The organism is Streptomyces sp. NEAU-174 (assembly GCF_052665095.1).
The window spans coordinates 686,853-711,760 of record NZ_JBQTCE010000002.1; the positions used below are offsets into that span (position 1 = coordinate 686,853).

At 70.4% G+C, this 24,908-nt stretch carries 21 protein-coding genes; 9 read left to right on the forward strand and 12 right to left on the reverse strand.

What is annotated here, in order from left to right:
• Positions 1-27: 27 nt before the first annotated feature.
• The 5 genes from ACT2CW_RS07850 to ACT2CW_RS07870 all read right to left on the reverse strand — a co-directional run bounded on the left by ACT2CW_RS07850 (position 28) and on the right by ACT2CW_RS07870 (position 4,616).
• Entirely contained in the window at positions 28-1,173 is a 1,146-nt protein-coding gene (locus tag ACT2CW_RS07850) for a thiolase family protein (protein ID WP_445516024.1), read from the reverse strand.
• The gene (locus ACT2CW_RS07855; RefSeq protein ID WP_445516025.1) at positions 1,170-1,553 is read right to left on the reverse strand and encodes a Zn-ribbon domain-containing OB-fold protein; all 384 of its coding nucleotides are present in this window, start codon (positions 1,551-1,553) and stop codon (positions 1,170-1,172) included. The genes ACT2CW_RS07850 and ACT2CW_RS07855 overlap by 4 nt, the downstream gene beginning before the upstream one ends.
• Before the next feature lie 5 nt (positions 1,554-1,558).
• Positions 1,559-2,347 carry an enoyl-CoA hydratase/isomerase family protein gene (locus ACT2CW_RS07860; protein ID WP_164431434.1) on the reverse strand — a complete coding sequence of 263 codons (789 nt, stop codon included), beginning with the start codon at positions 2,345-2,347 and terminating at the stop codon, positions 1,559-1,561.
• A gap of 94 nt (positions 2,348-2,441) precedes the next feature.
• Positions 2,442-3,674 carry an acyl-CoA dehydrogenase family protein gene (locus tag ACT2CW_RS07865; RefSeq protein ID WP_445516026.1) on the reverse strand — a complete coding sequence of 411 codons (1,233 nt, stop codon included), beginning with the start codon at positions 3,672-3,674 and terminating at the stop codon, positions 2,442-2,444.
• A 138-nt stretch (positions 3,675-3,812) separates the two neighbouring features.
• On the reverse strand, positions 3,813-4,616 hold the full coding sequence (locus ACT2CW_RS07870) for an SDR family NAD(P)-dependent oxidoreductase (RefSeq protein WP_445516027.1): 804 nt from the start codon (positions 4,614-4,616) through the stop codon (positions 3,813-3,815).
• A 95-nt stretch (positions 4,617-4,711) separates the two neighbouring features.
• On the opposite strand from ACT2CW_RS07870, the gene ACT2CW_RS07875 reads away from it, so the two are divergent.
• Together ACT2CW_RS07875 and ACT2CW_RS07880 are read left to right on the forward strand one after the other, a co-directional pair.
• Positions 4,712-5,752 carry an NAD(P)-dependent alcohol dehydrogenase gene (locus ACT2CW_RS07875; RefSeq protein ID WP_445516229.1) on the forward strand — a complete coding sequence of 347 codons (1,041 nt, stop codon included), beginning with the start codon at positions 4,712-4,714 and terminating at the stop codon, positions 5,750-5,752.
• A 71-nt stretch (positions 5,753-5,823) separates the two neighbouring features.
• Positions 5,824-6,573 (forward strand): SDR family oxidoreductase, encoded by a 750-nt coding sequence (locus ACT2CW_RS07880; protein ID WP_445516028.1) that lies wholly within the window; start codon positions 5,824-5,826, stop codon positions 6,571-6,573.
• Positions 6,574-6,608: 35 nt separating this feature from the next.
• Here ACT2CW_RS07880 and ACT2CW_RS07885 read toward each other — a convergent pair whose 3' ends face one another.
• Entirely contained in the window at positions 6,609-7,910 is a 1,302-nt protein-coding gene (locus ACT2CW_RS07885) for an MFS transporter (protein WP_164431441.1), read from the reverse strand.
• 348 nt (positions 7,911-8,258) lie between these two features.
• Between ACT2CW_RS07885 and ACT2CW_RS07890 the strand changes: the two genes are divergently transcribed.
• Genes ACT2CW_RS07890 through ACT2CW_RS07900 form a run of 3 tightly spaced genes read left to right on the forward strand, consistent with a single transcriptional unit; the run spans position 8,259 to position 11,286 of the window.
• Entirely contained in the window at positions 8,259-9,461 is a 1,203-nt protein-coding gene (locus ACT2CW_RS07890; protein ID WP_445516029.1) for an acyl-CoA dehydrogenase family protein, read from the forward strand.
• Entirely contained in the window at positions 9,458-10,486 is a 1,029-nt protein-coding gene (locus tag ACT2CW_RS07895) for a phosphotransferase family protein (protein ID WP_445516030.1), read from the forward strand. Before ACT2CW_RS07890 ends, ACT2CW_RS07895 begins: the two co-directional genes overlap by 4 nt.
• Positions 10,487-10,515: 29 nt before the next feature.
• Complete coding sequence (locus tag ACT2CW_RS07900) at positions 10,516-11,286, forward strand: SDR family NAD(P)-dependent oxidoreductase (protein ID WP_432046869.1); 771 nt, start codon at positions 10,516-10,518, stop codon at positions 11,284-11,286.
• Between the two features lie 77 nt (positions 11,287-11,363).
• On the opposite strand, the gene ACT2CW_RS07905 is transcribed toward ACT2CW_RS07900, so the two are convergent.
• From ACT2CW_RS07905 to ACT2CW_RS07925, 5 genes are all read right to left on the reverse strand, one after another.
• Positions 11,364-12,716 (reverse strand): FAD-dependent oxidoreductase, encoded by a 1,353-nt coding sequence (locus tag ACT2CW_RS07905; protein ID WP_445516031.1) that lies wholly within the window; start codon positions 12,714-12,716, stop codon positions 11,364-11,366.
• A gap of 132 nt (positions 12,717-12,848) precedes the next feature.
• Positions 12,849-14,546, reverse strand: coding sequence for a hypothetical protein (locus ACT2CW_RS07910; RefSeq protein ID WP_445516032.1), 1,698 nt, complete (start codon positions 14,544-14,546; stop codon positions 12,849-12,851).
• Positions 14,547-14,580: 34 nt separating this feature from the next.
• The gene (locus ACT2CW_RS07915; protein ID WP_445516033.1) at positions 14,581-15,705 is read right to left on the reverse strand and encodes a DUF4185 domain-containing protein; all 1,125 of its coding nucleotides are present in this window, start codon (positions 15,703-15,705) and stop codon (positions 14,581-14,583) included.
• A gap of 83 nt (positions 15,706-15,788) precedes the next feature.
• Positions 15,789-17,438, reverse strand: coding sequence for a fucose isomerase (locus ACT2CW_RS07920; protein ID WP_445516034.1), 1,650 nt, complete (start codon positions 17,436-17,438; stop codon positions 15,789-15,791).
• Positions 17,439-17,569: 131 nt separating this feature from the next.
• The gene (locus tag ACT2CW_RS07925; protein WP_445516035.1) at positions 17,570-19,048 is read right to left on the reverse strand and encodes an FGGY-family carbohydrate kinase; all 1,479 of its coding nucleotides are present in this window, start codon (positions 19,046-19,048) and stop codon (positions 17,570-17,572) included.
• Between the two features lie 297 nt (positions 19,049-19,345).
• On the opposite strand from ACT2CW_RS07925, the gene ACT2CW_RS07930 reads away from it, so the two are divergent.
• The 4 genes from ACT2CW_RS07930 to ACT2CW_RS07945 are packed head-to-tail and all read left to right on the forward strand — an operon-like array spanning position 19,346 to position 23,701.
• Positions 19,346-20,437: a glycoside hydrolase family 172 protein gene (locus tag ACT2CW_RS07930; protein WP_445516036.1), complete on the forward strand. Its 1,092-nt coding sequence runs from the start codon at positions 19,346-19,348 to the stop codon at positions 20,435-20,437.
• A 60-nt stretch (positions 20,438-20,497) separates the two neighbouring features.
• A complete protein-coding gene (locus tag ACT2CW_RS07935) occupies positions 20,498-21,874 on the forward strand; it encodes an ABC transporter substrate-binding protein (protein WP_414083352.1) in 1,377 nt (458 codons plus the stop codon).
• Positions 21,871-22,842: a carbohydrate ABC transporter permease gene (locus ACT2CW_RS07940; protein ID WP_164431463.1), complete on the forward strand. Its 972-nt coding sequence runs from the start codon at positions 21,871-21,873 to the stop codon at positions 22,840-22,842. Before ACT2CW_RS07935 ends, ACT2CW_RS07940 begins: the two co-directional genes overlap by 4 nt.
• Positions 22,832-23,701: a carbohydrate ABC transporter permease gene (locus tag ACT2CW_RS07945; RefSeq protein ID WP_445516037.1), complete on the forward strand. Its 870-nt coding sequence runs from the start codon at positions 22,832-22,834 to the stop codon at positions 23,699-23,701. The genes ACT2CW_RS07940 and ACT2CW_RS07945 overlap by 11 nt, the downstream gene beginning before the upstream one ends.
• 98 nt (positions 23,702-23,799) lie before the next feature.
• Here the strand turns inward: ACT2CW_RS07945 and ACT2CW_RS07950 are convergent, their stop codons facing one another.
• Positions 23,800-24,822 carry a LacI family DNA-binding transcriptional regulator gene (locus tag ACT2CW_RS07950; RefSeq protein ID WP_445516038.1) on the reverse strand — a complete coding sequence of 341 codons (1,023 nt, stop codon included), beginning with the start codon at positions 24,820-24,822 and terminating at the stop codon, positions 23,800-23,802.
• Between the last annotated feature and the right edge of the window lie 86 nt (positions 24,823-24,908).

Below are 24,908 nucleotides of genomic sequence, written 5' to 3' on the forward strand. Positions count from 1 at the left end.
CGCTGCCACCTCCTTTCAGCGGATGGTTCAGCGGGACAGGACCGTGCAGGCGCTCACGCCGGGGGCGCCGTACACATGGGTGAAGCCGATCCTGGGCTCGTCCGGGACCTGGCGTTCGCCCGCCCGTCCGCGCAGCTGCTGGACGACTTCGTAGACCTGGCGCAGCCCCGAGGCGCCGATGGGTTCGCCGTTGGCGATGCAGCCGCCGTCGGTGTTGACCGGCAGCGTTCCGCCGATCCCGGTGGCGCCCGAGGCGACCAGCCCCTCCTGCTCGCCGTCCGCGCAGAACCCGCACTCGGCCATGTGCATCACCTCGGCACCGCTCTCGGTGTCCTGCAACTGGCAGACGTCCACGTCGCCGGGGCCGACTCCCGCCTCCTCGAAGGCGGCGGCCGAGGCGTCACGGCTGACGCTGGCCAGTTCGCCCCCGGGGATCCACGGGCTGAACACCTCGAACGAGCCGAAGCGCCGGGTGCGTACGACCGCCGAGCGCAGGGTGACCGGCGTGCCGTCCAGCGCGCGGGCGGCCTCGGGCGAGCAGAGGACCAGCGCCGCCGCGCCCGCTCCCGGGGAGCAGAACATATAGCGGGTCAGCGGGTCGCTGACCATGCCGGACTCCAGGACCTCCTGGGCGGACAGCGGCTTTCGGCGCCATGCCTCGGGGGTCAGAGTGCCGTTGCGGTACGCCTTCTCGGCCACCAGGGCGAGGGTCCGCGGGGTGATGCCGTGGTCGTGCATATAGCGCTGGATCTTCATGCCGAAGAACTGGGTGGTCACCATGAGCCCGTCGCTGCCGTACTCCGCTCCCAGGCCCCAGTCCTCGGGCCGCGGATCGAAGGCGCCGCGCGGATGTTTGTCGAAGCCGACCGCGAGGACGACGTCGGCCATGCCGGAGCGGATCGCGTTCACGGCGGAGACCAGCGCACTGCCGCCGGTGGCACAGCCGTTCTTGACGTTGACGAACGGCAGCCCGGTCAGGCCGAGTTGGGCCACCAGGGTGTCCGCGAGGCCCGCGCTGTCGCTGCCGCCGAACGCGGCCCCGACCCGCGACCACGGGATCCCGGCGTCCGCCAGCGCGGCGTTCACGGCGGCGACGGCCAGCTGCCGGCCGGTCGCCTCGGACCGGCCGAACGGGGTGCGCCCCGCGCCGCAGATCAGCACATCGGTGCTCAAGAGCCCTCCTCGCTCGGGGTCGTGGGCCTGGCCCGGGGCACCCCGGGGCCGGCGGTCACGGAGAGAGCCATGCCGATGCGGATGTCGTCGAGGTCGTCGACGTCCAGGACGGCGGCCACCCGCACGTCATCCGCCAACTCGACATAGCCGAGGGCGAACGGCGTGAAGCCTCCGGGCGGGGCCTGGTAGGGCGGCGACTTGGGCGCGTACCGCTGCACCGTCCAGGTCCACAGCGTGCCCGTGCCCTGGAGGACCGCCGGAGCGGCCGGCCCTCCGCAGCGCGGGCACGTGTCGTCCGCGGGATACACCGTCACCGAGCAGCCGGAGCAGCGTGCGCCCTGGAGCCCGCCGGCGGCGGCGCTCCGCGGATCCGTGGTCATCCGGATCAGCGCCCCTGCCACTTGGGTTCGCGCTTCTCCAGGAACGCCGAGACGCCCTCGTTCGCGTCCTCGGAGTTGAGCGCCACGCCCACGGCGAGGTGCTCCATCACCATCAGCGACTGGGTGTCGGCGTCCAGGCTGCGGTCGATCGTCATCTTGGTGAGCCACATCGTGAAGGGGCTCTTGTCGGCGAGGTGGCTGATGAACTCCTCCACCGTCGCGTCCAGCTCGTCGGCCGGGGCCGACTTGTTGATCAGCCCGAACTCCGCGGCCTCGACCCCGGAGAGCAGCTTGCCGGTGAGCATCAGCTCCTTGGTCTTACGGATACCGATCATGCGCGGCACCCGGTAGATCGGACCGGCCCCGCCGAACAGCGCACGGCGGATGTGGAAGTCGCCGATCTTCGCGTCGTCGGCGGAGATGGCGAAGTCGCAGGAGATCATGATCTCGAAGCCACCGGCGGTGACGTGGCCCTCCAGGACCGCGACCGAGGGGGTCTTCATCGAGTACAGCCGGTCGCACACCTTCGCGGACTTCACCGCGACGTCGATCGCGTTCGACTTGCCGACGTACTCGGCCTTCAGGCTGTCCAGGTCGAAGCCCGAGCAGAAGGTGCCGCCACGGCCGCGCACCACCAGGACCCGCAGCTCGGGGTCCTCGTCCACCTCGGTGATGATCTCGTCGAGCCGGTCCAGGATCGGCACCGTGACGCAGTTCTTCTTCCACGGACGGTTGAGCCACACCCGGGCGACGTGGCCGTCGCGCTCGAACTGGATCTCGTCTTCCGTTGTCATCCCTCACCCCTCTGAAACTGAACTGAATTCACTACAACTCTGATTCCAATGCCGCACGGTGTCAAGCCCTTGATCGAGACATACCTATCGCGGTTCAGGCGGCGGGGTGGGTGGCGGTGCGGCCGGCGGTGCGGGCGGCGGGGCCGACGAGCCCGGCGAGCCGGGCCCGGTGCTGGTCCGCGGTGCCGAACAGCACCTCGGCGCCGCGCGCCCGGCGCACATACAGATGGGCCGGGTGCTCCCAGGTGAAGCCGATACCGCCGTGCAGCTGGACATACTCGGCCGTCGCCAGGCGGAAGGTCTCGGAGCAGACCACGGCGGCGGCACAGGCGGCCACCGGCAGCTGCGAGGAGGCGACGGCCACGCAGGCGGTCGCGTACGCGGACGCCGAACGCGCCGCCTCCAGCGCCACCAGCACATCGGCCAGCCGGTGCTTGATGGCCTGAAAGGAGCCGATGGGACGGCCGAACTGGTGGCGCTGCGCCACGAACGCGACCGTGGCGTCCAGCGCGTGGCCGCTGCCGCCGACCTGCTCGGCGGCGAGCGCGGCCCGTCCGGCGTCCAACGTGGCCGACACCGCACCCTCGGCGCCGTCCGCGGCACCCTCGGTGCCGCCAGCCGTGCCCTCCGTACCGCCAGCCGTGCCCTCGGTGCCGCCAGCCTCGCCTACGGCGGTGGCCGGGGCGCCCCGGAACTCCACCAGCGCCTGGCGCCGGGTCTCGTCCAGGACGCGGCGCGGAGTCCGCCGGCAGCTGTCAGGGGCGGGCTCACAGGCGAAGAGCCGGGGCCCGGCGGGCGTTCCGGCCCGCACCACGATCAGCTCCGCACCGGCCCCGTCGAGTACGAAGTCGGTCCGCCCGCGCAGCACCCAGCCGCCACTCCCCCGCTCCGCGGCGACGCCGGGCACGCCGTCGTCGAACCCGGCCACGGTGGCGGTGAGCGTGCCGTCGGCGATCCGGGGCAGATAGCGCTCGCATGCCGTACGGTCGCCGCTGAGCAGCAGGGCGTGCGCGGCCAGGACCACCGTGGGCAGCAGCGGCCCGCAGTACAGGGCGCGCCCGGACTCCTCCAGGGCCACGGCCAGCTCGGCGAAGGTGAACCCCGACCCGCCGTACTCCTCCGGAACGGCCAGCCCATGGACCCCGATCTCGCGCGCGAGCCGCGCCCAGAGCGCTTCGTCGTATCCACGCGGGGTGGCCAGATGTGTGCGCAGATCCTCGACGCCACTCGTCTCGGCGTAGAAGTCCCGCAGGACGGTTCGGAGTTGTCGTTGTTCCTCCGTTTCGGACAGCAGCTGGGGGGCGACCTCGGGGTGGCGACGGTGCATGGGATCTCCATCGTGCTCGTACGACGGGCCGGACGGTGCAAGAATTGAACTCAATTCAAGACCGTAGGCATCGAACCCCGGGTGGGCAAGACCCGCACCGCGGGCGGCACCCGCGCCGCGCCCGCCCCGTACACCCGCTCAGGCGGTGAACCGGCCGCCGTTGGCGAGCAGCACCGCGCCGACCAGGTTCGCCGCGGCATCGCTCACCAGGAAGAGGGCGATCTCGGATATCTCCTCGGGCGTCGCGTACGGGCGCACCCGCGGGTCGGCGAAACCGGCCCGCAGCGCCTCGGGGGTGCGGGCCGCCATCCCCGTCTCGGTCGGCCCCGGCGCCACCACGTTCACGCGGATCCCGGACGCGATGACCTCCTTGGCCACGGCCTGGGCCAGCGCGTGCACACCCGCCTTGGAGGCCGCGTAATGGGGGTAGCCGACGGGGGCGTCGAAGGCCGACGACGACCCGATCACCGCGATCGCCCCGGCCCCGGCGGGCCGCATGACCCGCACCGCGGCGCGCAGCACACGGAAGGTTCCGTCCAGGTTCACGCCCAGGACCCGCCGCCAGGAGGCGTCGTCGAGGGAGTCGGTCAGCTCGACCGGCCGCCCTTCGACTGCCGCGTCCGCGATGCGCCGCTTCGCCTCCGGATCGTCCACCCCCGCCGCGTGCACCAGGACGTCGAGCCGCCCGTACCGGCGCAGCACCTCCTGGAAGGCGCCGTCGACGGCCGCCGCGTCCGTCACGTCGAGCGCGATCGACCCGGCGCCGGGCAGCTCCTCGGCGACCGCCGCGGCACCCTCACCGTTCACATCCGCCAGGACGACGGCCCCCGCCCCTTCGGCGGCCAGCTGCCGGGCGACCGCCGCGCCGATGCCGGAAGCGGCTCCCGTCACCATCGCGACCCGGCCGGCGAACCTCCCGGCGCGGACATCCTCGCGTGTCACATCGACTCCCGTCACTTGCCCACACCATCTATTGAACCGACTTCACCTCTGTTACCGTGGCAGCCGCGGCGCTGACAAGACCCGGGACGGTGAAGATGAAGGCACTGCGGCTGACGGCCTGGGGCGAGGCTCCGGCATCGGTTGAGGTCGAGCGGCCCGTCCCGCACGGCGCCGAGGTGCTGGTGCGGGTCGAAGCCGCCGGGCTGTGCCGCTCCGATCTGCACGTCATCGACGCTCCTCCGGGAGCGCTCCCCTACCGGCTGCCGTTCACCCTCGGCCATGAGATCGCCGGGCAGGTCACGGCCCTGGGGCCGGACGCCGACGGGGTGGCGGAAGGTGACCGCGTGGTGGTCTACGGGCCCTGGGGCTGCGGCTCCTGCGCACGCTGCGCCGCGGGCTCCGGCAACTACTGCGACCGGCGTGACACCCTCGCCTGGCACGGGGCGGGACTGGGCCGGGACGGCGGAATGGCCGAGTATCTGCTCGTCCCGTCCGCCCGCCAGCTGGTGCCGATCGGCGATCTGCCGGCCGACCAGGCCGCCCCGCTCTCCGACGCGGGCCTGACCTCCTACCACGCCGTGTCCGGGCTGCGGCCCGCACTCGGCGAGGGCACCACCGCCGTCGTCATCGGTGTCGGCGGGCTCGGCCACCTGGCCGTCCAGATCCTCCGCGCCACCACCGAGAGCCGGGTGCTTGCGGTCGACGTCCGGGAGGACGCCCTGGCCCTCGCGGACCGCTCCGGCGCGCACTTCTCCACCCTGATGCGGCCGGACACCGCCCGCGCGCTGCATGCGCGCAGCGGTGACGTGGGAGCGGACGCCGTACTCGACTTCGTCGGCACCGCGCAGACACTGGAACTCGCGGTCGGCGTGCTGCGCCCCGGTGGCGAACTCGCCGTCGTCGGAAGCGGCGGCGGCAGCCTGACGGTGGCCAAGCCGGGTGTCCTCCCGGCCGGCTTCCGGCTCTCGCTGCCCTTCTGGGGGACGCGGCACGAATTGGCCGGTGTGGTCACGCTGGCACGTTCGGGAGCGCTCCGCGTCGAGACGGAATGCCTCCCGCTGTCCGCGGCCCCGGAGGCGCTCGACCGGCTTCGCCGGGGCGCGGCTCGGGGCCGGACCGTGCTCGTCCCCAACTGATCACATTCGCGGGGAACCGATGGCTCCGGCTCATGGATGCCGGGCTCATGGATGCGGAAGGGAAGTTCAGCATGCGCTTCGACGGAAAGGTGGCGATCGTCACCGGCGGCGCCCGGGGCATGGGCGCCACGCATGTACGGGAGCTGGTCGCGGAGGGCGCCCGGGTCGCCGTCTGCGACCTGCTGGACGACGAGGGGGAGACCCTGGCCGGGGAACTCGCCCATGCGCGGTACTGCCACCTCGACGTCACCGACGAAGCCGAGTGGCGGTCCGTCGTCCGCACGGTCGAGGACACCCTCGGACCCGTGGACGTCCTGGTCAACAACGCGGGGATCATGACTTACGGCGGGGTGGAGGAGCAGTCGCCCGAGCACTTCCGCCGGATCGTCGACGTCAATCTGGTGGGCGCCTTCCTCGGCATGCACACCGTCCTCCCCGGTATGCGCGAGCGCGGCCACGGGGCCGTCGTCAACGTCTCCTCGGCGGCCGGGATGACGGGTTTCGCCAATGGCATCGGCTATGTGGCGAGCAAGTGGGGGGTGCGCGGGATGACCAAGGCCGCCGCACTGGACATGGCGGGCAGCGGGGTGCGTATCAACTCCGTCCACCCCGGGGTCATCCGTACGCCCATGGGTGAGACTGCCTCACCCGATCTCTTCGCCCATCAGCCCGTGGCACGCATCGGTGAGCCCGAGGAGGTCACCCGCATGGTGCTCTTCCTCGCGAGCGACGACGCCTCCTACACCACGGGCGGGGAGTTCCTCATCGACGGTGGCCAGACCATCGGCCTCGGCGGCCACTCCGACACGACGGCGGACTGACACGGCACGGTGGCCGGCGGCCACCGCGGCCGCCGCTACACGTCCTTGCGCACGGTGAGCAGGGAACCGATCCCGATCAGGCAGACCAGCATGACGAAGAACGCCGGGGAGAGCAGGTTCCCGGTCTTGTCCACGAGGAAGGTCGCGATGTACGGAGCCGTACCGCCCGCGAGGACGGTGCCGATGTTGTACCCGATCGCCATGCCGGTGTAGCGGACCCGGCGCTCGAACAGATGCGGCCACAAGCTGGCCGCCGGGACCTGCACGAACGCACTGCCCAGCATCAGCAGGACATACGCCGCCCCGGCCAGGGCCAGGCTGTGCCGGCCCATGAGCATCATCGCGGGGTAGGCGGTCACCAGAAAGGCCAGCAAGCCGCCCATCAGGACGCGGCGGCAGCCGAACCGGGCGGAGAGCCAGCCGGCCGGGACCATGAGCAACACGGTGACGAGCACGACGCCCGAGCTCAGCCAGTACACCTGCGTGGTGTCGAAACCGAGGTTGGTGGTCATGTAGATGCCGATGTACGTCAGCCCGAGGAAGATGGCGCCGCCCTGGGCCATGGCCAGACCGACGGACTGCAACAGCGGCACACGGTGGGTGGACAGGACCTCCCGGATCGGAGCCGCGGGGATATCGGCGCGCTGTGCGGCCTCCTTGAATTCCGGGGTGTCCTCGATCCGCAGCCGGGCCCACAGACAGATCAAGGTGAGCGGCACGGCCATCAAGAACGGCAGCCGCCAGCCCCACTCGGCCATCTGGTCCTTGGTGGTGAAGGCGGAAATCGCTCCGGCCGTCGCGGCCGCGAACATGAACCCGAGGTTGGACCCGATGGGTGTGACGGCGCCGAGGAAGGCCCTGCGTCGAGGTGGCGCCGACTCGTAGATATAGGTGTAGGCGCCGACCGACTCGCCGCCCGAGGAGATGCCCTGCACCAGCCTGGTGATGAACAGGAGCACCGCGGCGACCACCCCGATCTGACCGTAGGTGGGCAGCAGCCCCGTGACGCTGCTGGCCACCCCCATGCACAGCACCGAGGAGACCAGCGCCTTGCGCCGCCCCCATCGGTCGCCGATCCATCCGAAGAAGACACCGCCGATCGGCCGCACTACCAGGCCGGTGGCGAACACCGCGAGCGCCGCCAGCATCGAGGCGGTGGGATCGTTTCCCGGGAAGAACTGCGGAGCGATCGCCACGGCGAGATAGCCGTAGACGCTGAAGTCGTAGTACTCGATCAGGGTGCCTATGCTCCCGGCGAGCATCGCGCGGCGCACCGTCCGTGGATCGTACGACGCCGACTCCTCCCCCGGAGGTGCTGGCTGTTGTGTGGTGCTCATGTTCCGGCTCCCTTCCCGACGGCAGGGTCCGGTGCCCTGCCGACGCCGGGGACGCTACAGAACTGAACTCAGTACAGCTAGCCATCGAACAGGAGTTTTCTCGGGGAGCGCGGCGGACGCCGTGGGCACGATCGGGCGCGCGGACCCACAGAGCTCTGCACATAAGGCGCCCGACCTGCGGATCAGGCGGTGGCGAAGCGCCACGCGGGACGGCCAGCGCGGCAACACACGCCCGATCGGTTGATGATCTGAATTGGATTCGGTTTACTCATAAGGGGCGGGCGCACCGCGTGCGACGTCCGCGCCGCAGACCTACAGGCAGGCAGTAGCCAAGCTCGGGAGTGCAACGTGCCCATCGGGTTCGAGATCGAGGAAAGAGTCGCGGAGATCGCGCGGCGCACCACCGAGTTCGTACGGGACGTGGTGATACCCGAGGAGCGGGTGTGTGACGGCGATGTCCATGCCGGGCCGGAGCCGCTGCGCCGCCGACTTCAGGACGCGGCCCGCGAGGCGGGGGTGTTCGCTCCGCACGTCGACGCCGAATGGGGCGGACTCGGACTGGACCTGCGCGGACAGGCAGTGGTGTTCGAAGCGGCCGGGTACTCGCTGCTGGGCCCGCTCGCGCTCAACTGCGCGGCGCCCGACGAGGGCAACACACACCTGCTCGAGGTGGTGGCCACGAAGGAGCAGAAGGAGCGGTATCTGCGCCCGCTGGCGGCCGGTGAGACCCGCTCGTGCTTCGCGATGACCGAGCCGGCGCCGGGCGCCGGCTCCGACCCGCGCGCCCTCGCGACGACCGCGACGAGGATCGACGGCGGCTGGCGGATCGACGGCCGCAAGTGGTTCATCAGCGGCGCCGACGGGGCGGCCTTCGCCATCTGCATGGCCCGCACCAGCGGCGGCCCCGGCGACCCGGGCGGCGCGACGATGTTCCTCGTCGCCGCCGACAACCCCGGCATGAAGATCGTCCGGAATATCGACACCCTGGACCGGGGCCTCTTCGGCGGCCACAGCGAAGTCGCCTTCGAAGGCTGCGAGGTCGGGGACGAGGCCGTGCTGGGCGAGGTGGACCAGGGCTTCGGGTATGCCCAGGTACGCCTGGGGCCCGCGCGGATGACCCACTGCATGCGCTGGCTCGGAGTGGCCCGGCGGGCGCAGGACATCGCCCTGGAGCGCGCGGCGGACCGTTCGGCCTTCGGCAAGCCGCTGGCCGAACTGGGCATGGTGCAGCAGATGCTGGCCGACTCCGAGATCGACATCGAGACCGGCCGGGCGGTGCTGTGGCGGGCCTGCTGGGAGCTGGACCAGGGCCGTCCGGCCGCCCAGCACACCTCCATCGCCAAGACCTACGTCTCCGAGGCGGTGCACCGGGTGGTCGACCGGGCCGTCCAGATATGCGGTGCGCTCGGCATCTCGGGGGACGCCCCGCTGTCGCGGCTGTACCGCGAGGTGCGTCCGTTCCGTATCTACGACGGCCCTTCCGAGACCCATCGCTGGGCCATCGCCAAGCGCGCGGTGCGGGCGGCGCGGGAGCGGAGGGCGGCTCGGTGACTCTCCCCGGGACGACTCCGGCCGGTGTCGACGTGGCCGCGCTGGAGCGCTACTTCGCACGCCACGTACCCGAGTGCGCGGGCCCGCTCGAGGTCACGCTTCTGGAGGGCGGGCGCTCCAATCTCACCTACACGGTGACCGATGGGACACATCGGTGGGTGCTGCGCCGACCGCCGCTGGGGGTGCTGACACCGACGGCGCACGACATGGACCGCGAATACCGCGTCGTCGCCGCGCTCGCCGACACCGCGGTGCCGGTCGCCCGGGCCGTGCTGTCGTGCACGGACCCGGAGGTGATCGGGGCGCCGTTCTGCGTGGTCGACTTCGTGGACGGCACGGTGCTGCGCGACGGCGACGAGGCCGCCGTACTCCCGCCGGACGACGCGCGGCGCGCCGCTGACACGCTGGTGGACACCCTGGTCACGCTGCACTCGGTGGACGCCGCAGCCGTCGGGCTCGGCGACTTCGGCCGGCCCGACGGCTATCTGGAGCGCCAGGTGCGGCGATGGCGCGGACAGTGGGACAAGGTCGCCACGCGGAGCCTGCCCGACCTCGACGAACTGCACGGCAGACTGGCCCGTTCGCTGCCCGCGAGCGGCGCCCCGGCCATCGTGCACGGCGACTACCGCCTGGACAACGTCATCCTGGCACCCGACGGCTTCGGGCGGATCGCCGCGGTCCTCGACTGGGAGATGGCCACGCTCGGCGATCCCCTCGCCGACCTCGGGATGCTGCTCATGTACTGGGACCGGACCTGCGAACCGGTCCTCGCGGCGCGGCATGTCCCGACGGCGAACCCCGGTTTCGGATCGGGGCGCGAGCTGGCCGAGCGATACGCCGAGAAGTCCGGACGGGACATCGACGCCCTGCCGTACTACCAGGCCCTGGGCTGTTTCAAGCTCGCCGTCATCGCGGAGGGCATCCACGCCCGCTTTTCGGCGGGACAGACGGTCGGCACGGGGTTCGAACGGGTCGGCTCCGCGGTGCCCGCGCTGCTGCGCTCGGGGCTGGAACTCCTGCCGTGACCACTGACACGCAAGACGAAGGAGAGCCCGTGCGAGACCGACTGTCCGGACAGATCGCCCTGGTCACCGGCGCGACCGGCGGCATAGGAACCGCCATCTCGCGGCGGCTGGCCATCGAGGGCGCCACGGTGGTGGTGACCGACGTGGACGCCGACCGCTGCGAGCGGCTGGCGGAGGAGCTGACGAAGGAGCTGGCGGCCGACGGAGCGCCGGCGCTGGGCCTCGCGCTGGACGTGAGCGACGAGGAGGCGTGGCGCGGCACGGTCGAGCGCGTGGTCTCCCAACTGGGCGGCCTGTCCGTGCTCGTCAACAACGCGGGGATCGCCCAGATGCGCACCGTGGAGACGGAGACCCAGGAGTCCTGGGACAAGGTCATCGCGGTGACCCAGGGCGGTGTCTGGCTCGGCATGAAGCACGGTGGCCCCGCGATGGAACGCTCCGGCGGCGGCTCGATCATCAACATCGCGTCGATCTTCGGCACGGTGGGCGGCTTCGGCAGCCAGTTCTCGTATCACGCCGCGAAGGGCGCGGTGCGGCTGATGACGAAGAACGCCGCGCTGCACTGGGCCACCCGCGGCGTCCGGGTCAACTCGATCCACCCCGGCTTCATCGAGACCCCGCTCTCGCGCGAACTGTGGCGGGGCACGCCTCGTCACACCGCGATGGTCGAGGGCACCCCCATGGGGCGGCTCGGCAGTCCGGACGAGGTGGCGGGGGCCGTCGCGTTCCTCGCGTCCCAGGACGCGAGCTTCGTGACCGGCTCCGAGCTGTATGTGGACGGCGGCTGGACGGCACGCTGACGGGACGCCGCCTGTGGTGGCGGACGAGCGGGTGGCGGACGAGCCGGGTGCCCGTCCGCCACGTGCTCTGTGCGTGCTCAGCCCGTCGCGTGCGACGCGGTCGCGGTCGCGGTGGCGGTGTCCGCGGCGGTCAGTCCGAACACCAGGGCCGAGGCGATGCCACCGGCGTAGGCACGGCGCCACAGGCCGCCGGTGTCCGACCCGGCGGCGAGCAGTCCGGGCAGCGGTTCGCCGTCCCCGCGCAGTACGCGGGCCCGGTCGTCGATGCGGACACCGTGAAAGGGGAAGGTGATGGCCGGTACCGCCTCGATCACGTAGTACGGCGGTTCGTCGAGCGGGAGGCGGTCCAGTTTCCGGCCGGGCGAGGGCTCCAGCCCCGCCGCGGCGTGTTCGTTGAACCGCTTGACCGCGTCGCGCACGGCATCGCCCCGATACCCCCATTCCTCCGGGAGGTAGGCCAGCTCGTCGAGGTCTTCGGCGAGTCCCACCCGGCCGCCCCGCTTGTCGGCCAGGGCGAACTTGTCCACGGCGACCGCGCCCTCGACGTAACTGCCGACGACCCAGTCACGGAACACCCGGGCGTCGGCGATGAGCAGGCCCCGGCCCTCGGGCTGCTCCAGCAACGCCATGGCCGTGAGGTGGTCCCCCAGCGTCTCGTCGACGAACCGGTCGTTGGCCAGGTTGAACAGGAGGGCGTGTTCGCTGTAGTAGAGCGACAGGTCGACGAAGTCCGCCGGGTCGGCGAAAGGGATGCCGCTGGGGATGAGATGGCCGTAGAAGCCCGCGTCATCGTGGCCGGTGGCGGCGCCGACCGAGGTGGCCAGACGGTAGCCACCGCCGCGGCTGAAGGGGTTGGAGCGGAGCTCCATGTCCCCGGCGCGGGGGTGCACATGCGTGGTGCGGAGTTCCGTATCGCCCTGGAACCCACCGGTCGCGATGAGTGTGGATCCGGCACGCACCTGGGTGTGGGTGCCATCGGCCAGCCGCAGCTCCGCCCCGGTCACGACACCGTCCTCGACCACCAGCCTTTCGGCGCTGGTCTCCAACAGCAGCGTGCCACCGCCTCGGCGGATGGCTTGACGACAGGTGGCGACATACTGATGGGTGTCGAACTGGTGCCCGCGGCCGAAACTGAGAACGCGCTGTGCGTCCTTGATGTCCACGCCGAGGGAACGGATCCATGAGACGCCCTCGGGGAACCGCTCCACCAGGGCGCGCTTGAGCGCGGTGTCTCCATACGGATTCTGCTGGTCCATGACGTCGTGGCTCGGCGCGGTCCATGCGTAACCCGCGAAGAGCGCGGAACCGCCGACGTCCTCACCGATCTCCACGACCGTGACGGACAGACCGTTGTGAACCGCGCGGGCACCGGCGGTCAACCCCGCCATGCCCGCACCGATGATCAGCAGATCGACTTCTTCCGCGCGCACGCGACTCCCCTCCGGTCATGGGACGACCCTCCCAGCAAAACCGAATCCAGTTCAGAGAGCAAGCTCCAGAACCAGATCAGCCTGCCGGAACCAGCATCACCATGACCGAAGTGGATTCGCCTGATCAGAGTCTCAGCGGTAGTGGGCCGCCAGTTCGGCGATGGAGGTGAAGGTCTGCGTTCCGCCGCTGCCACCGATGACGCGGACGCCGTCACCGGTCGTGGTGTCGAAGTCGAAGACGTAGGTCTTGTTCGTGCCGGCGGCCGAGGAGGTCGGGTAGGCCGGTGTGACGCGTTGACCGGTGACATCGGTCCAGGTGCCGTCGCGGCGGACCTGGATTTTGGGCGGGCTGCTGAACCAGCCGCCGTCGCCGAACATGGTCCCGGTGGTGTAGGTCACCTGGTTGAGGCGGTACGTACGTGGCCAGGTGTAGCCCCACCAGCTGGTCGGCTTGCGTTCGTCGTTCCAGTCGTCCTCGTTCTGGGTCGTGTCGCCGTCGTTGTAGATCGCGCGGCCGAAGTGGGTGGCGCGTTCGATGGGCACGGTGCCGGGTTCGCGGGCGAGGTTGCGGGCGGCGTCCGGGGTGTTGTCCGGGGTGCTGGGGGCCGAGGGGGTGAGGGACATCTTGCGCAGTGAGAAGGTGTACGCCCAGAAGTCACCGGCCGGGTAACCGCCGCCGCAGGGGCAGACGTTGGACTGGAGCCACATCGACTTGCCGTCCGCGCTGATGTACTTCGACGGGATGGTGGTGGCGTAGCCGCCGTGCTTGGTGTGGGTCCAGGGGTAGCCGCCGAAGTCCTTGGGGGTGAAGTGCTTCCACGGGCCCCAGGGCGTGGGCGCCTCGTAGAACTCGTAGGTGTACTCCGTCCAGGACGTGTAGATGTACCGCTTCAGCGCCTTGTTGTAGACCACGCCGCCCTGGCTGATCACGCTGAGGTCCTTGACCCGGCCCGCGGTTCCCACGTTCTGGTAGACGCGGTGGTCGTCGTGGAGGACCGACACCCGTTGGTCGATGTCGGCGGACCACCGCGGGGCGCCGCCGCTGTCACCGGCGTAGAACTGCCAGGTGGAGCGGTCCATGATGGACGTGGCGGGCACCCGGGCCAGATAGAGGTCGGTGGGGTCCGGGTCGGGGTCGAAGGTGTCGCGCCAGTTGTAGTCCAGGCCGTAGGCGTAGACGTATCCGTCCGGGCTGTTGGCGTTGTCCTTGCCGTAGTCCAGGAACATCACCGTGGTGAACTTCTGGTCCGAGAACATCGGCTTGACCTTGTCCGATGTCCAGGTGGCGCCCTTGTCGGTGGACTTCACGACCGTCGCGCTCGGCGCGTTGTCCAGCGTGCCCTTCTTGAGGTCCTGCACGGCGAGGTACAGGTCGCCGTTGACGCAGACCATGCCGGTCGGCTTGCGGTAGTAGTCCTGGGGGGCGCCCCAGATCCGGCCGATGCCGTCGCCCGACGCCCGCTGGGCGCCCGCCAGGTTGCCGGGCGAGCCGCTGATCCGGGCCACGCCGATGTCCTGCCAGGTGTCGCCGAAGCCCACGCCGTCGCCGTACGCGGCGTAGACGTTGTCGTCATTCGACCAGCACGACGGCCACAGGTCGCCGTGCTCCTTGTTGTCGCCGATCGCGGGGGCGCCGATGGTGGCGCCGGGGGCGATGTCCACGGTGGAGAAGTAGTCGCTCTCCGGGGCGTTCGCGGCCGTGGCGGCCGCGGCGGATTCGCGCTCGGTGTGGCGGCTGCCGGTGCTGTCCGCCTGGACGCCGGGTACGGTCGCCATCGTCACGACGGCCAGCCCGGCCGCCAGGGTGATCAGAACTCTGGATCGTCGCACGGTGTGCTCCTCGCGGGTGTCGGTGGCGGCGTGCTCAGGCGGCCAGGCCGTTGATCCGGTACTGCATCACCCGGTAGTTCTGGTCGTCGTACCACTGGCTCACGGCGATGTGGAAGTCGCCGAAGGTCGAGCCCGGGACGATGAAGCCGCCGTAGGGGTTGGCCACCGCGTTGCCGGACTCGTTGCCGGGAGTGGTGGGGACGATGAGGGGCTGCTCCGGAGTGGTGAACAAGTTGCTCGTCGGCAGCGGGAAGACCTGGGCGCGGATGTCAAGGGGCTCCATGTTCAGCCAGGTCAGGGCGTACTTGCCGCCCATCGCCCGGAAACAGATCTCGCCGAACCGGCGCCGGGCGGTGATGGTGGTCGGGTAGTTGCCCCAGGCCCAGGCGCCGTTCGCGTAGCCCCACGGCTGGTACGCCGCCGGGTCGCCCAACCGGTCCTGTGGGACGCGGTGCAGCAGAAGGTCGGAGGGCACGTCCCGGTTGAACACGCTGGAGAGGACGTAAGCGTAGCCGTCGTCCGCCACCGCGTAGGTCTTCTGCTGGAACTGGCCGCCGTACTGGTCGCCGGGCCACTGGCACAGGTACTGCCACGTCTGGCCGTTGTCCGTCGAACGCCAGAAGTCGGAGTGGTGGGTCTGGTACAGAACACCCCGCATCAGATGCATGTACATCGTGTCACCGATGGTGAAGACGTCCGACGGTATGGCGGTGGTGTTGTTCTCGTGGCTCTCCGGGACCAGGCCCACGGCCTGCGAACCGCCCACGCTGTCGTCGATGACGAGGGCGTTCAGGTCGGGGTGGCGTGCCCGCAGGCCCACCGGGGCCCGCCAGTTGGGGCCGCCCACGCCACCTCCGTCGAAGGTGTCGCCGCACACGAACAGCATCGTGCCGTCGGGGCAGCGGACGGGGATGCCCAGGTCGGTCCAGGGCGCGGCGAACCGGCCCGTCTCCGCCGGGCCGGTGAGGTTTCTGACCTTCGTACCGGTGATGGCGGTGGCGGCGGCGCTCGCCCGCGGCGCCCCCGCCGTCAGCCCGGCCGCCGCCGTGGCCAGGCCCAGACCGGCGGCGAGCACCAGGCGGCGGCCGGGGCCACCGGCGGTTCGAGCGGGGTCCCCACCGGCCGTTCCGGCGGGGACGGGTGGTGATGAAGCTGCCATGTGCGACTCCTCGGAATCGTGCGCTTTCTGCGGCTGTGGCGCTACGGCTATGGCTGTGGCTACGGCTGTGGCTACGGCTATGGCTACGGCTGCGGGTGGACCGCCACGTCTCCGCACAGGTGCACCTCGACGCCCAGCTCGGCGAAGAGCGCGGCCTTGGCGCGCAGCGCCTTGTCGGCGGTCGCCGCGTCGGGTGCGTAGGCCACGTTGAGGTGGTTGGCGCGGTGGCGGGCCATGAACTGGTCGCGGGTGACGCCGTGCAGGACCGCGTGCATGATCGGCCACTGGTGGTTGGTGGCGTCGAGCCGGCGCCGGGTCTCCTCCTCGGGCAGCTCGACCGAGGTGGCGCGCCCGAGGTCGACGTGCAGCCTGCCGTCCATCAGGAACACCCGCGACCAGACGATCTCGCCCGGCTTGGAGACACCGCTGAGGGTGCCGCCGCCGAGCGGGAAGAACATCGGGGGCTGGCGCATGCTGTACGACTTGTCGTAGCCGCCGTTGTGCGAGGCGGGCACCGAGCCGGAGATCTCGAAGACCCAGACGAACCGGCCGTCGTACTCCTCGCCCCAGCGGATGTCGTGCAGTGTGGTGGCCGGGTCGAGGCCCATCGCCGTCCAGATGCGGTTGGTGACCAGGGAGTCGACGGCGACGCCCTCGTCCACCTCGTTGAAGTGCGGCAGCGGCGCGCCCGCGTACAGCTCGCGGGAGCCGTCGCGGCTCCGCACCGGCGGCCGCTGGACGTTGTTGAGCAGACCCTCGGCGAGGTCGCTCGCCGGGACGGTGTCCTTCAGGCCCTGCTGGTACTGGATGCCGACCGCGTCGAGCCCGAAGTCGTCGGCGATGCGCACGGCGGCGATGTACATCTTGAACTGGCTGAGCAGCTGGGCGTCGGTGAGTTCGGTGGCCTCGTCGGTGCCGGTGTGGAAGGTCATCCCGGCCCGGTCGAGCCAGGCCCGGACCTCCTGGGCCTCCTCGTCGGACACCTTCCTCATCTCGGCCACCAGGGCGCTCTGCGACAGGCGCTCCTTGTAGATGCCGAGCGGGTTGAGGAACTCGTCGTCGATGATGGCGTTGTACATGCCCATGCAGCCCTCGTCGAAGACGCCGATGATCGCCTTCTCCTCGCGCAGCTGCCGGGCGAGGGCCACGCCCAGTTCGGTCTCGGGGTTCGCGCTCGGCAGGGGCGGCAGGGGCCGGACGTGGCTGGTGTCGTGGGTGAGCGTGCCGGTCTCCAGCCAGGTGCGCAGCGACTCGCGCGCCCACGCGTCGGTGAAGTCGGCGCTCCACAGCACCGCGTAGTCGCGCCCCGCCTTGGTGAGGCTCCCGGCGAGGTTCAGCAGGCCGACCAGCCCGGGGAACTCGCCACTCCAGTTGGCCACCACCAGGATCGGGCCCTGGTGGTCGCGCAGACCGGCGAGGACGTGGTGGCTGTACTGCCAGACGGCCTCGACGACGATGAGCGGGGCGTCCTTGGGTATGTGCTTGAAGACCTCGATACCGGCGCGCTGGCTGTCGATGAACCCGTGCCCCTTGGCCTGGTCCACCGCGTGGCCGCGGCGGACCTTCCAGCCGAGGTCCGTGAGGGCCGCGGTGAGGTCGCTCTCCAGCTTCTCCTGGGTGGGCCAGCAGGTGACGTTGGCGGCGGGGCGCAGATCGCCGCTGGCCACGGTGTAGACGGTGGCCGGCTCGGCGGCGGGCGGCCGGTGGAGCTCGGGCAGGGTGTACGCGGTCATGCGGTCTCCGTTGGTGATGCGTCGTTGTTTCGTTGAGGGCGCGCGGGTGGTGCTGGGGGCGCTGAAGGCACTGGGACTGGGGGCGCTGGGGCGGCTGCGGGCCGCAGGTGGCTTTAGGGCGCGCGGGGCGCTCAGCGCTCCTGTAGCGCGGCCAGCGCGTGGACGGTCGCGGCGGTGTCCGGGTACAGCCGCCGGTAGAGGGCGTACAGCTCGTCGTAGCGCCCGGTGTGTTCGGCGCGGGGCGTCACCGTCTCGCGCACCGGGTTCCAGTCGTCGATGGAGGCGTCGCCGACGAGCTGGGCGGCGAGCAGGGCGTCGCCGTAGCCCGCGCCGATGGTGGTGGTGCGCACCTCCTGCGGGCGGCCGGTGATGTCGGAGACGATCTGTGTCCACAGCGAGCCCTGGGTGCCGCCACCGACGGCGACCACCCGGCGGATGTCGCCGCCGACCGCCTCGATGACCTCGATGTTCTGGCGGATGGCGAACCCGGTGGCCTCGAGTGCGGCCCGGTAGAGGTCGCCGCGGGTGTGGGACAGGGTCAGCCCGGCGATCACTCCGCGGGCGTCGGGGTCCATGATCGGGGTGCGCTCGCCGGAGAAGTACGGCAGCATCAGCAGGCCGTTGGCGCCGACGCCCGACTCGGCGGCCAGCGCGGTGAGTTCGGCGTGGCCGCCGTCGGCGAACAGGTCCTTCAGCCAGTTGGCCACCGCGCCGGAGGTGGCCATGCCACCGGCCAGGTTCCGGGTCCCGGGCAGGGCGCCGACCGTGCCCCACAGGGACGGGCTGGTCAGCGGCTCGGGCACGGTGTGGATGAGGAACATGGTGGTGCCGTACATCAGCATCAGATCGCCGATGTTCTGCGCCCCCACGCTCAGGGCCTCGGCCCAGGCGTCGATGGTGCCGGTGGTGACGGGGATACCGGCGGGCAGACCGGTCGCCGTGGCGGCCTCGGGGGTGAGGGCGCCGGCCGCCTCGCCGGGCCAGCGCAGCGGCGGCAGCTCGATCCCGGGGGCGACCTCGGCGGCCCAGGGGGCGTACCACTCGCCGGCGAGCGTGTCGTACAGCGGGGTGCACTGGCTGGCCGAGTGGTGGTCCAGGACGTAGTTCCCGGTGAGCTTTCTGACCAGCCAGGAGCTCGGCATGTACAGGCGCCTGGCCCGCGCGTAGAGCTCGGGCTCCTCCTCGGCGATCCACGCGATCTTCGGCCCGGCGGCCTGGGTGGTCAGGGCGGAGCCGCCGCGACGGATGATCTCGTCGGCGCCGAGCCGCGCCTCGATGCGCTGGATCTGCCGGACCGAGCGGGTGTCCACACCGTAGAGCACGGCGGGGCGCAGCGGGGCGTCGTGCTCATCGGTCAGCAGGACGCAGGGGCCCATGCCGCTGACCCCGACGGAGACCACGGTGGTGTCCTGTGCGGCGGTCAGCTCGCGGGCGAGTTCGGTGAACTCGCGCCACCAGACGGAGGCGTTCATCTCGAAGTGGCCGGGGCCCGGTCTCGCGGGCGTGTGCTCCCGGGTGGCCGAGCGGATCAGTGCGCCATCGAGACCGACGAGGACGCCCTTGCTGCTCGAGGTGCCGATGTCCACTCCGATGACTGCGTTGCGAGGCATGGCGAGCACGCTGACAGAAAACGATTTCATCGTCAAGGGAGACCACGCGAATGGCCTTTGCCCCGGCGAAAAGCCATATCAGCAGCGTGCGTCGGCACCCAGGGACACTCCGGGACACCCCGTGAGTGGCCGTATGTCTCACCCCTTGACACCCCCTGGGGCCCGCTCTACGTTTCGGTGAAATGGATTTCAGACGCGCTGCGCCGCACTGCCGGTGACGCCGTTCTCCGCGCGCCACGGCGCCTCTTCCGGCCGGTCGGCGCGCGTCCCGTACTCCACCCATGAGGGCAAGACACGATGACGACCTTTGGACTCGACGGCATCTCCCGCAGGACGCGTGCCGTGAGCCGTTCCATCAGCGCCGAGAACACCACCGGCGCCAAGTCGGGTGGCGGCCGCGCCACGGAGGGCACCGGAGCGGTGGCGGCGAGCAGGCTGGGTCCGGGCTGGAAGATCTCCCCCAGCATCGACATCGCCCCCGGCACGACGGCGGTGCTCGCCGACATCGAGGGGCCGGGCACCATCCGCCACCTGTGGTGCACCACCGACCCGCACCGGGCCTGGCGGGGCACCCTGCTGCGGATGTACTGGGAGGGCGAGGAGGAACCGGCCGTCGAGGTCCCGCTCGGTGACTTCTTCTGCAACGGCTGGAACACCTTCAGCCAGGTCTCGTCCGTGCCCGTCGCCGCCAACCCCAACGGCGGCTTCAACGCGTACTGGCCGATGCCGTTCCGCCGCGCGGCCCGCATCACCCTGGAGAACCTGACCGCCGAGAAGGTCACGCTCTACTACCAGGTGGACTACGAGCTGGACGAGGTCGAGGACGACGCCCTCTGGTTCCACGCCCAGTGGCGCCGCAGCCACCCGGTGCCGTACGGCGAGGTGCACACCCTGCTCGACACGGTCACCGGCGCCGGCGGCTATGTCGGCACCTATCTGGCGTGGGGCGTCAACAGCCCCGGCTGGTGGGGCGAGGGCGAGCTGAAGTTCTACCTCGACGGCGACGACGAGTTCCCCACGCTCTGCGGCACCGGCACCGAGGACTACTTCGGCGGCGCCTGGAACTTCGACGTCCCCGGCCAGGGCTACACCGCCTACACCACCCCGTACCTGGGCCTGAACCAGGTCCTGCGCCCGGACGGGCTGTACAACAGCCAGCAGCGGTTCGGGATGTATCGCTGGCACGTCCTGGACCCCATCCGCTTCTCCGAGGACCTGCGCGTCACCGTGCAGAGCCTCGGCATCGGCCCGGGGCAGGGCAACGGGCTGCCGCACCGCTACCGGCACACCAGCGATGACATCGCCAGCACCTCGCTGTTCTACCTGGACGCCCCGTCGTCCGCGTCCCGCCCGGCCACACCGGACCTGCTCACGCTCGAAGTCGACTGAGCGGTCCACCCACCTCCGGATCCATACGTCCCCATCCCACTCCGACAGGAGCGCACACGCATGCTCCAGCACGGCAATGAAGCCGGGCGCCCGGCCACCTCCCCCGGCACCTCACGCCGCCGTTTCCTCACCGCGGCGGCGGGCGCGGGCTCGGCCGTGGCGGCCCCGGCCCTGCTCACCGGTTGCGGCACGGCCCGGGCCAAGGGGGGCAACCTCCAGTTCTGGAACTTCTACGGGCCCCAGCGCTCGCCGGACCCCGCGGTCAACGCACAGGCCAAGTGGTTCGTCGACATGGTCGACCGGTGGAACGCCACCCACAAGGCGCGGATCGACCTCGTCTATCTGCCGCAGCCCACCTATCTCAACGGATTCAAGCTGCCGTCCGCCTTCGCCACCGGTGAGGGCCCGGACATCTTCCTGCTCTCCCCCGGCGACTTCCTGCGCTACTACAACGGCGGCGTCCTGGCCGACCTCACCCCGCACATGGAGAAGGCGGCCATCGACGACTTCGGCTCCGCGCTCGACAGCCGCATGGTGGACGGCAAGGTCTACGCCCTCCCCATGGAGATCGAGCCGCTGGCCATGTTCTACGCCCAGGACGTCTGGGAGAAGGCCGGTCTGTCGGAGGCCGACATCCCCACCACCTGGGACCAGATGCTCGACATCGGCGACAAGCTGCGCACGAGGACACGGGCCGGGCTGGTCTTCGAGACCAGGCCGGGCTACTACCAGAACTTCACCTGGTACCCGTGGATGTGGCAGGGCGGAGGCGAGGTCCTGGACGAGCACGGCGATGTGGTCTTCGACTCCAAGGCCACCCGCCAGGCCCTGGGGCTCTGGCAGGACGCGGTGCGCCACGGCATCGCCCCGCGCACCATGCCCGCCGCCGCGGACGTGGTCGGCGGTTTCAAGGGCGGCAACGTGGCCATGTGGCAGCAGGGCATCTGGAACGTCTCCAGCTTCAAGGCGTTCGCGCCCAAGTACCGTTACGGCGTCTTCAAGTTGCCCACGCCCCCGGGCGGCCGGTACGTCACCGCGCTGGGCGGCTGGTCCTTCTGCGCCAATGCCCAGGGCCGCGACCCCGAGGCGGCGGCCGAGTTCTGCGTCTGGGCGCTGGGCTCCATGAAGGACGAGTCCATCAACCGGATGGTGGAGTGGTGCGTCGGCACCAAGTCCGATGTGGCGCCACGGGACACCGCCCTGGACCGCGGCTCCGCCAAGGGTGGCTATGACTCCGAGATCATGAAGAAGTTCAAGGACGAGATCTTCCCGGGCGGCCGTGCCGAACCGCGCTATCCCCCGGTCGTCTACAAGGCGATCTCCGACGCCATCCAGGGCACCATGCTCGCCGGCCACGGCGTGGCCAGTGACGCCGAGAGAGCCGCCCGGTCCATCGCGGCCTACACCAAGAGCTACCAGGGGGCGAGCCTGATATGAGCAGTGTCGCCGCACAGGAGCGCCGCCGCCGGGCCACCGTGGCCCCGGCGCAGTCGCCCGCCACGTCCGGCCGACGGCCGAGGCTGAGCCGCGAGCACCGCGAGTGGCTGGCCGCCGGGCTGTTCCTCGCACCCGATGTGCTCGGGCTGCTGGTGTTCGTCGCGATCCCGATGGTGCTGTCCATCGGGCTGAGCTTCTTCCAGGTCAGCGGCTTCGGCAGCTATGAGTGGATCGGGCTCGGCAACTACCGGCGGATGATGGACGACCCGCTGTTCTGGGACTCGATGAAGATCACGGGGCTGTATGTGGTGTTCCTCGTCCCCATCCTGTTCTGTGTGAGTCTGGGCCTGGGTCTGCTGGTGAAGCAGAAGCTGCCCGGGGTCGGCGTCTACCGCACGATGCTCTTCATGCCGTACGTCATCAGCCTGGTGGTGGTCGGTGTGCTGTGGAAGTTCCTGCTCGACGAGCAGACGGGGGTCGTCAACCGGGCCATGCGCGCCGCCGGTCTCGACGGTGAGTCCTGGCTCGGCAGTCCGTCCCTCGCCCTCGGCTGTGTCATCGCCGTCATGGTGTGGGTGATGATGGGCTACTACATGATCATTTTCCTGGCCGGACTCCAGGAGATCCCCCAGGAGTACTACGAGGCCGCGAAGCTGGACGGCGCCGGGCCGTGGACCACGTTCCGCACCATCACCTGGCCGCTGCTGCGCCCCACCAGCTTCTTCGTCCTGCTGATGTCGACGGTCGCCGCCATCACCGGCGGCCTTGACCTGATCTTCGTCCTGACCAACGGCGGCCCCGCCAACGGCACATCGCTCGCCATCTTCTACATCTACCAGCAGGCGTTCGGATTCGGGGAGTACGGCTATGCGTCGGCCATGGGCTCGTTCCTGGTGCTGATCATGGTGCTCATCTCCGCGCTGCTCTTCACGTTCACGAGAGGCGGGAGGTTCGACGATGGCGAGTGACACCCTGACGACCCGGACCCACACCACGGCCACCGCGACCGGTCGGCGTCGACTGCCGTCCTCGCGCGCCGAGCTGACCCTCCTGGCCGTCGTCCTGTCGCTGATCAGCCTCTTTCCGGTGCTGTGGATGGTTACGTCGTCCTTCAAGACGCGGGCCACCGTCACCGATGGACGGCTGGTCCCGCGGGACTTCACCTTCCAGAACTTCGTCTACGTCTTCACCGAGGTGCCGTTCGGCCGCTATCTGTGGAACAGCTTCTTCATCTCCACGGTGATCACCGTGGCGGCGCTGTTCTTCCACTCGATGGCCGCCTACGCGCTGGCGCGGCTGCGTTTCCCCGGGCGCGAGAAGCTCTTCGGCGCCATCTTCGCGACGCTGCTGGTCACCGCGCCGGTGGTGCTGATCCCGCTGTTCCTGGTCGCCCGCCAGCTGGGCCTGCTCGACAGCTACGCCGGGCTGATCATCCCGGCGATCTTCAACGCGTTCGGCATCTTCCTGCTGCGCCAGTTCTATCTGGGGCTGCCGAAGGAGTTGGAGGAGGCGGCGGTCATCGACGGCTGCGGCCACTGGCGGGTCTACTGGAACATCGTCCTGCCGATGTCCCGGTCGATCCTCTCGGCCCTGGCGATCTTCTTCTTCCTCGCCAACTGGAACGCGTTCGTCTGGCCGTTGGTCGCCACGAGTGATCAGGACCTGACGGTGGTGCAGCTCGGCATCTCTTCGTTCCAGACGCAGTACACGTCCAACTGGAACTACATCCTGGCGGCGGCGACGGTGGCCGCGCTGCCCATGCTGGTGCTGTTCTTCATCTTCCAGCGGCAGATTGTGGAGTCGATCAAGACGTCGGGGTTGAAGTGAGCGCGCTGTGAGGTGAAGTGAGGTGAAGTGGCGCCGCACGGGCTGGACGGCCGGTGCGGCGCCGCTTTGTTTGTTGTCCGGGGCGGGGTGGGTGCCCGTCAGGCCCGGGCAGGCCCGGCCGTGCTCTCCCTGACCTGTAGCTTTGTGCGCAGCACCACGGTCTGCACCGGCGACACGCTGCCGTCCATGCGCTGGAGGAGGAGGTCGGCGGCGGTGCGCCCCAGCTCGTACGAGGGCAGTTCGACCGCGGTGAGCGACGGGCGCACCAGCGACGCCCAGGGAACGTCCCCGAAGGAGAGCACACCGACGTCGGGTGGGGTGCGGCCGGTCTCGCGGAGGGCGTCGAGGACGCCGATGGTCATGAGGTTGTTGGCGACGAACACGGCATCGGGCGGCTCGGGCAGCGCAAGCAGTTCGCGCATCGCCGCGCGGCCGCCGTCCACCCGGAAGTCGGCGTGCCGTACGTAGGTGTCGTCGGCCGCGGCCGGGCCGCCCTGGGCGGCGCGCAACGCCGTGCGGTGGCCCGCGAGGCGCTCCTCGGAGGTGGAGGCGCCTTCGGGCCCCGTGATGCAGGCGATCCTTTGGTAACCGGCCTGGAGGAGGTGGCGGGTGGCCACCTCGCCACCGTGGTGGTTGTCGACCCGGACCGCGTCCACCTCGGCGTCGCGCGGACGGCGATCGACGGCGACCACGGGCACACGCCGGTCGGTCAGCGGCCCCAGATCCGTCTCGTCCTGGGACGCCGCCGCCACGATCACGCCCGCCATCTGCTCACCGAGAGCCACCTCCAGATAGCGGCGCTCCTTGTCGGTGTCCTCGTCGGAGTTGCACAGGACCACGGAGAGGCTGGTGCGCTGCGCGGCGTCCTCGACGCCACGGGCGAGCGAGGTGAAGAACGGGTTCTCGATGTCCGGGATGATCAGCGCGATCACACTGGACCGCTGCTTGCGCAGCGACCGCGCCACCCGATTGGGCGCGAACCCGAGGGCGGCCGCCGCCTCTTGTACGGACAGGACACGTGCCGGTGTGACCTTGCCGCCGTTGAAGACGCGCGAGACGGTCGCCGGAGAGACACCGGCGGCTCGCGCCACGTCATGGATCGTCACCAACTGTGTCCGCATCCTTTCACCGTGTACGGTCAGGCTTCACCCTACCCCGCGGTGAAAAGGATTTCACACCGGTGTTGAGGGGGGTAGAGGCCGGTACC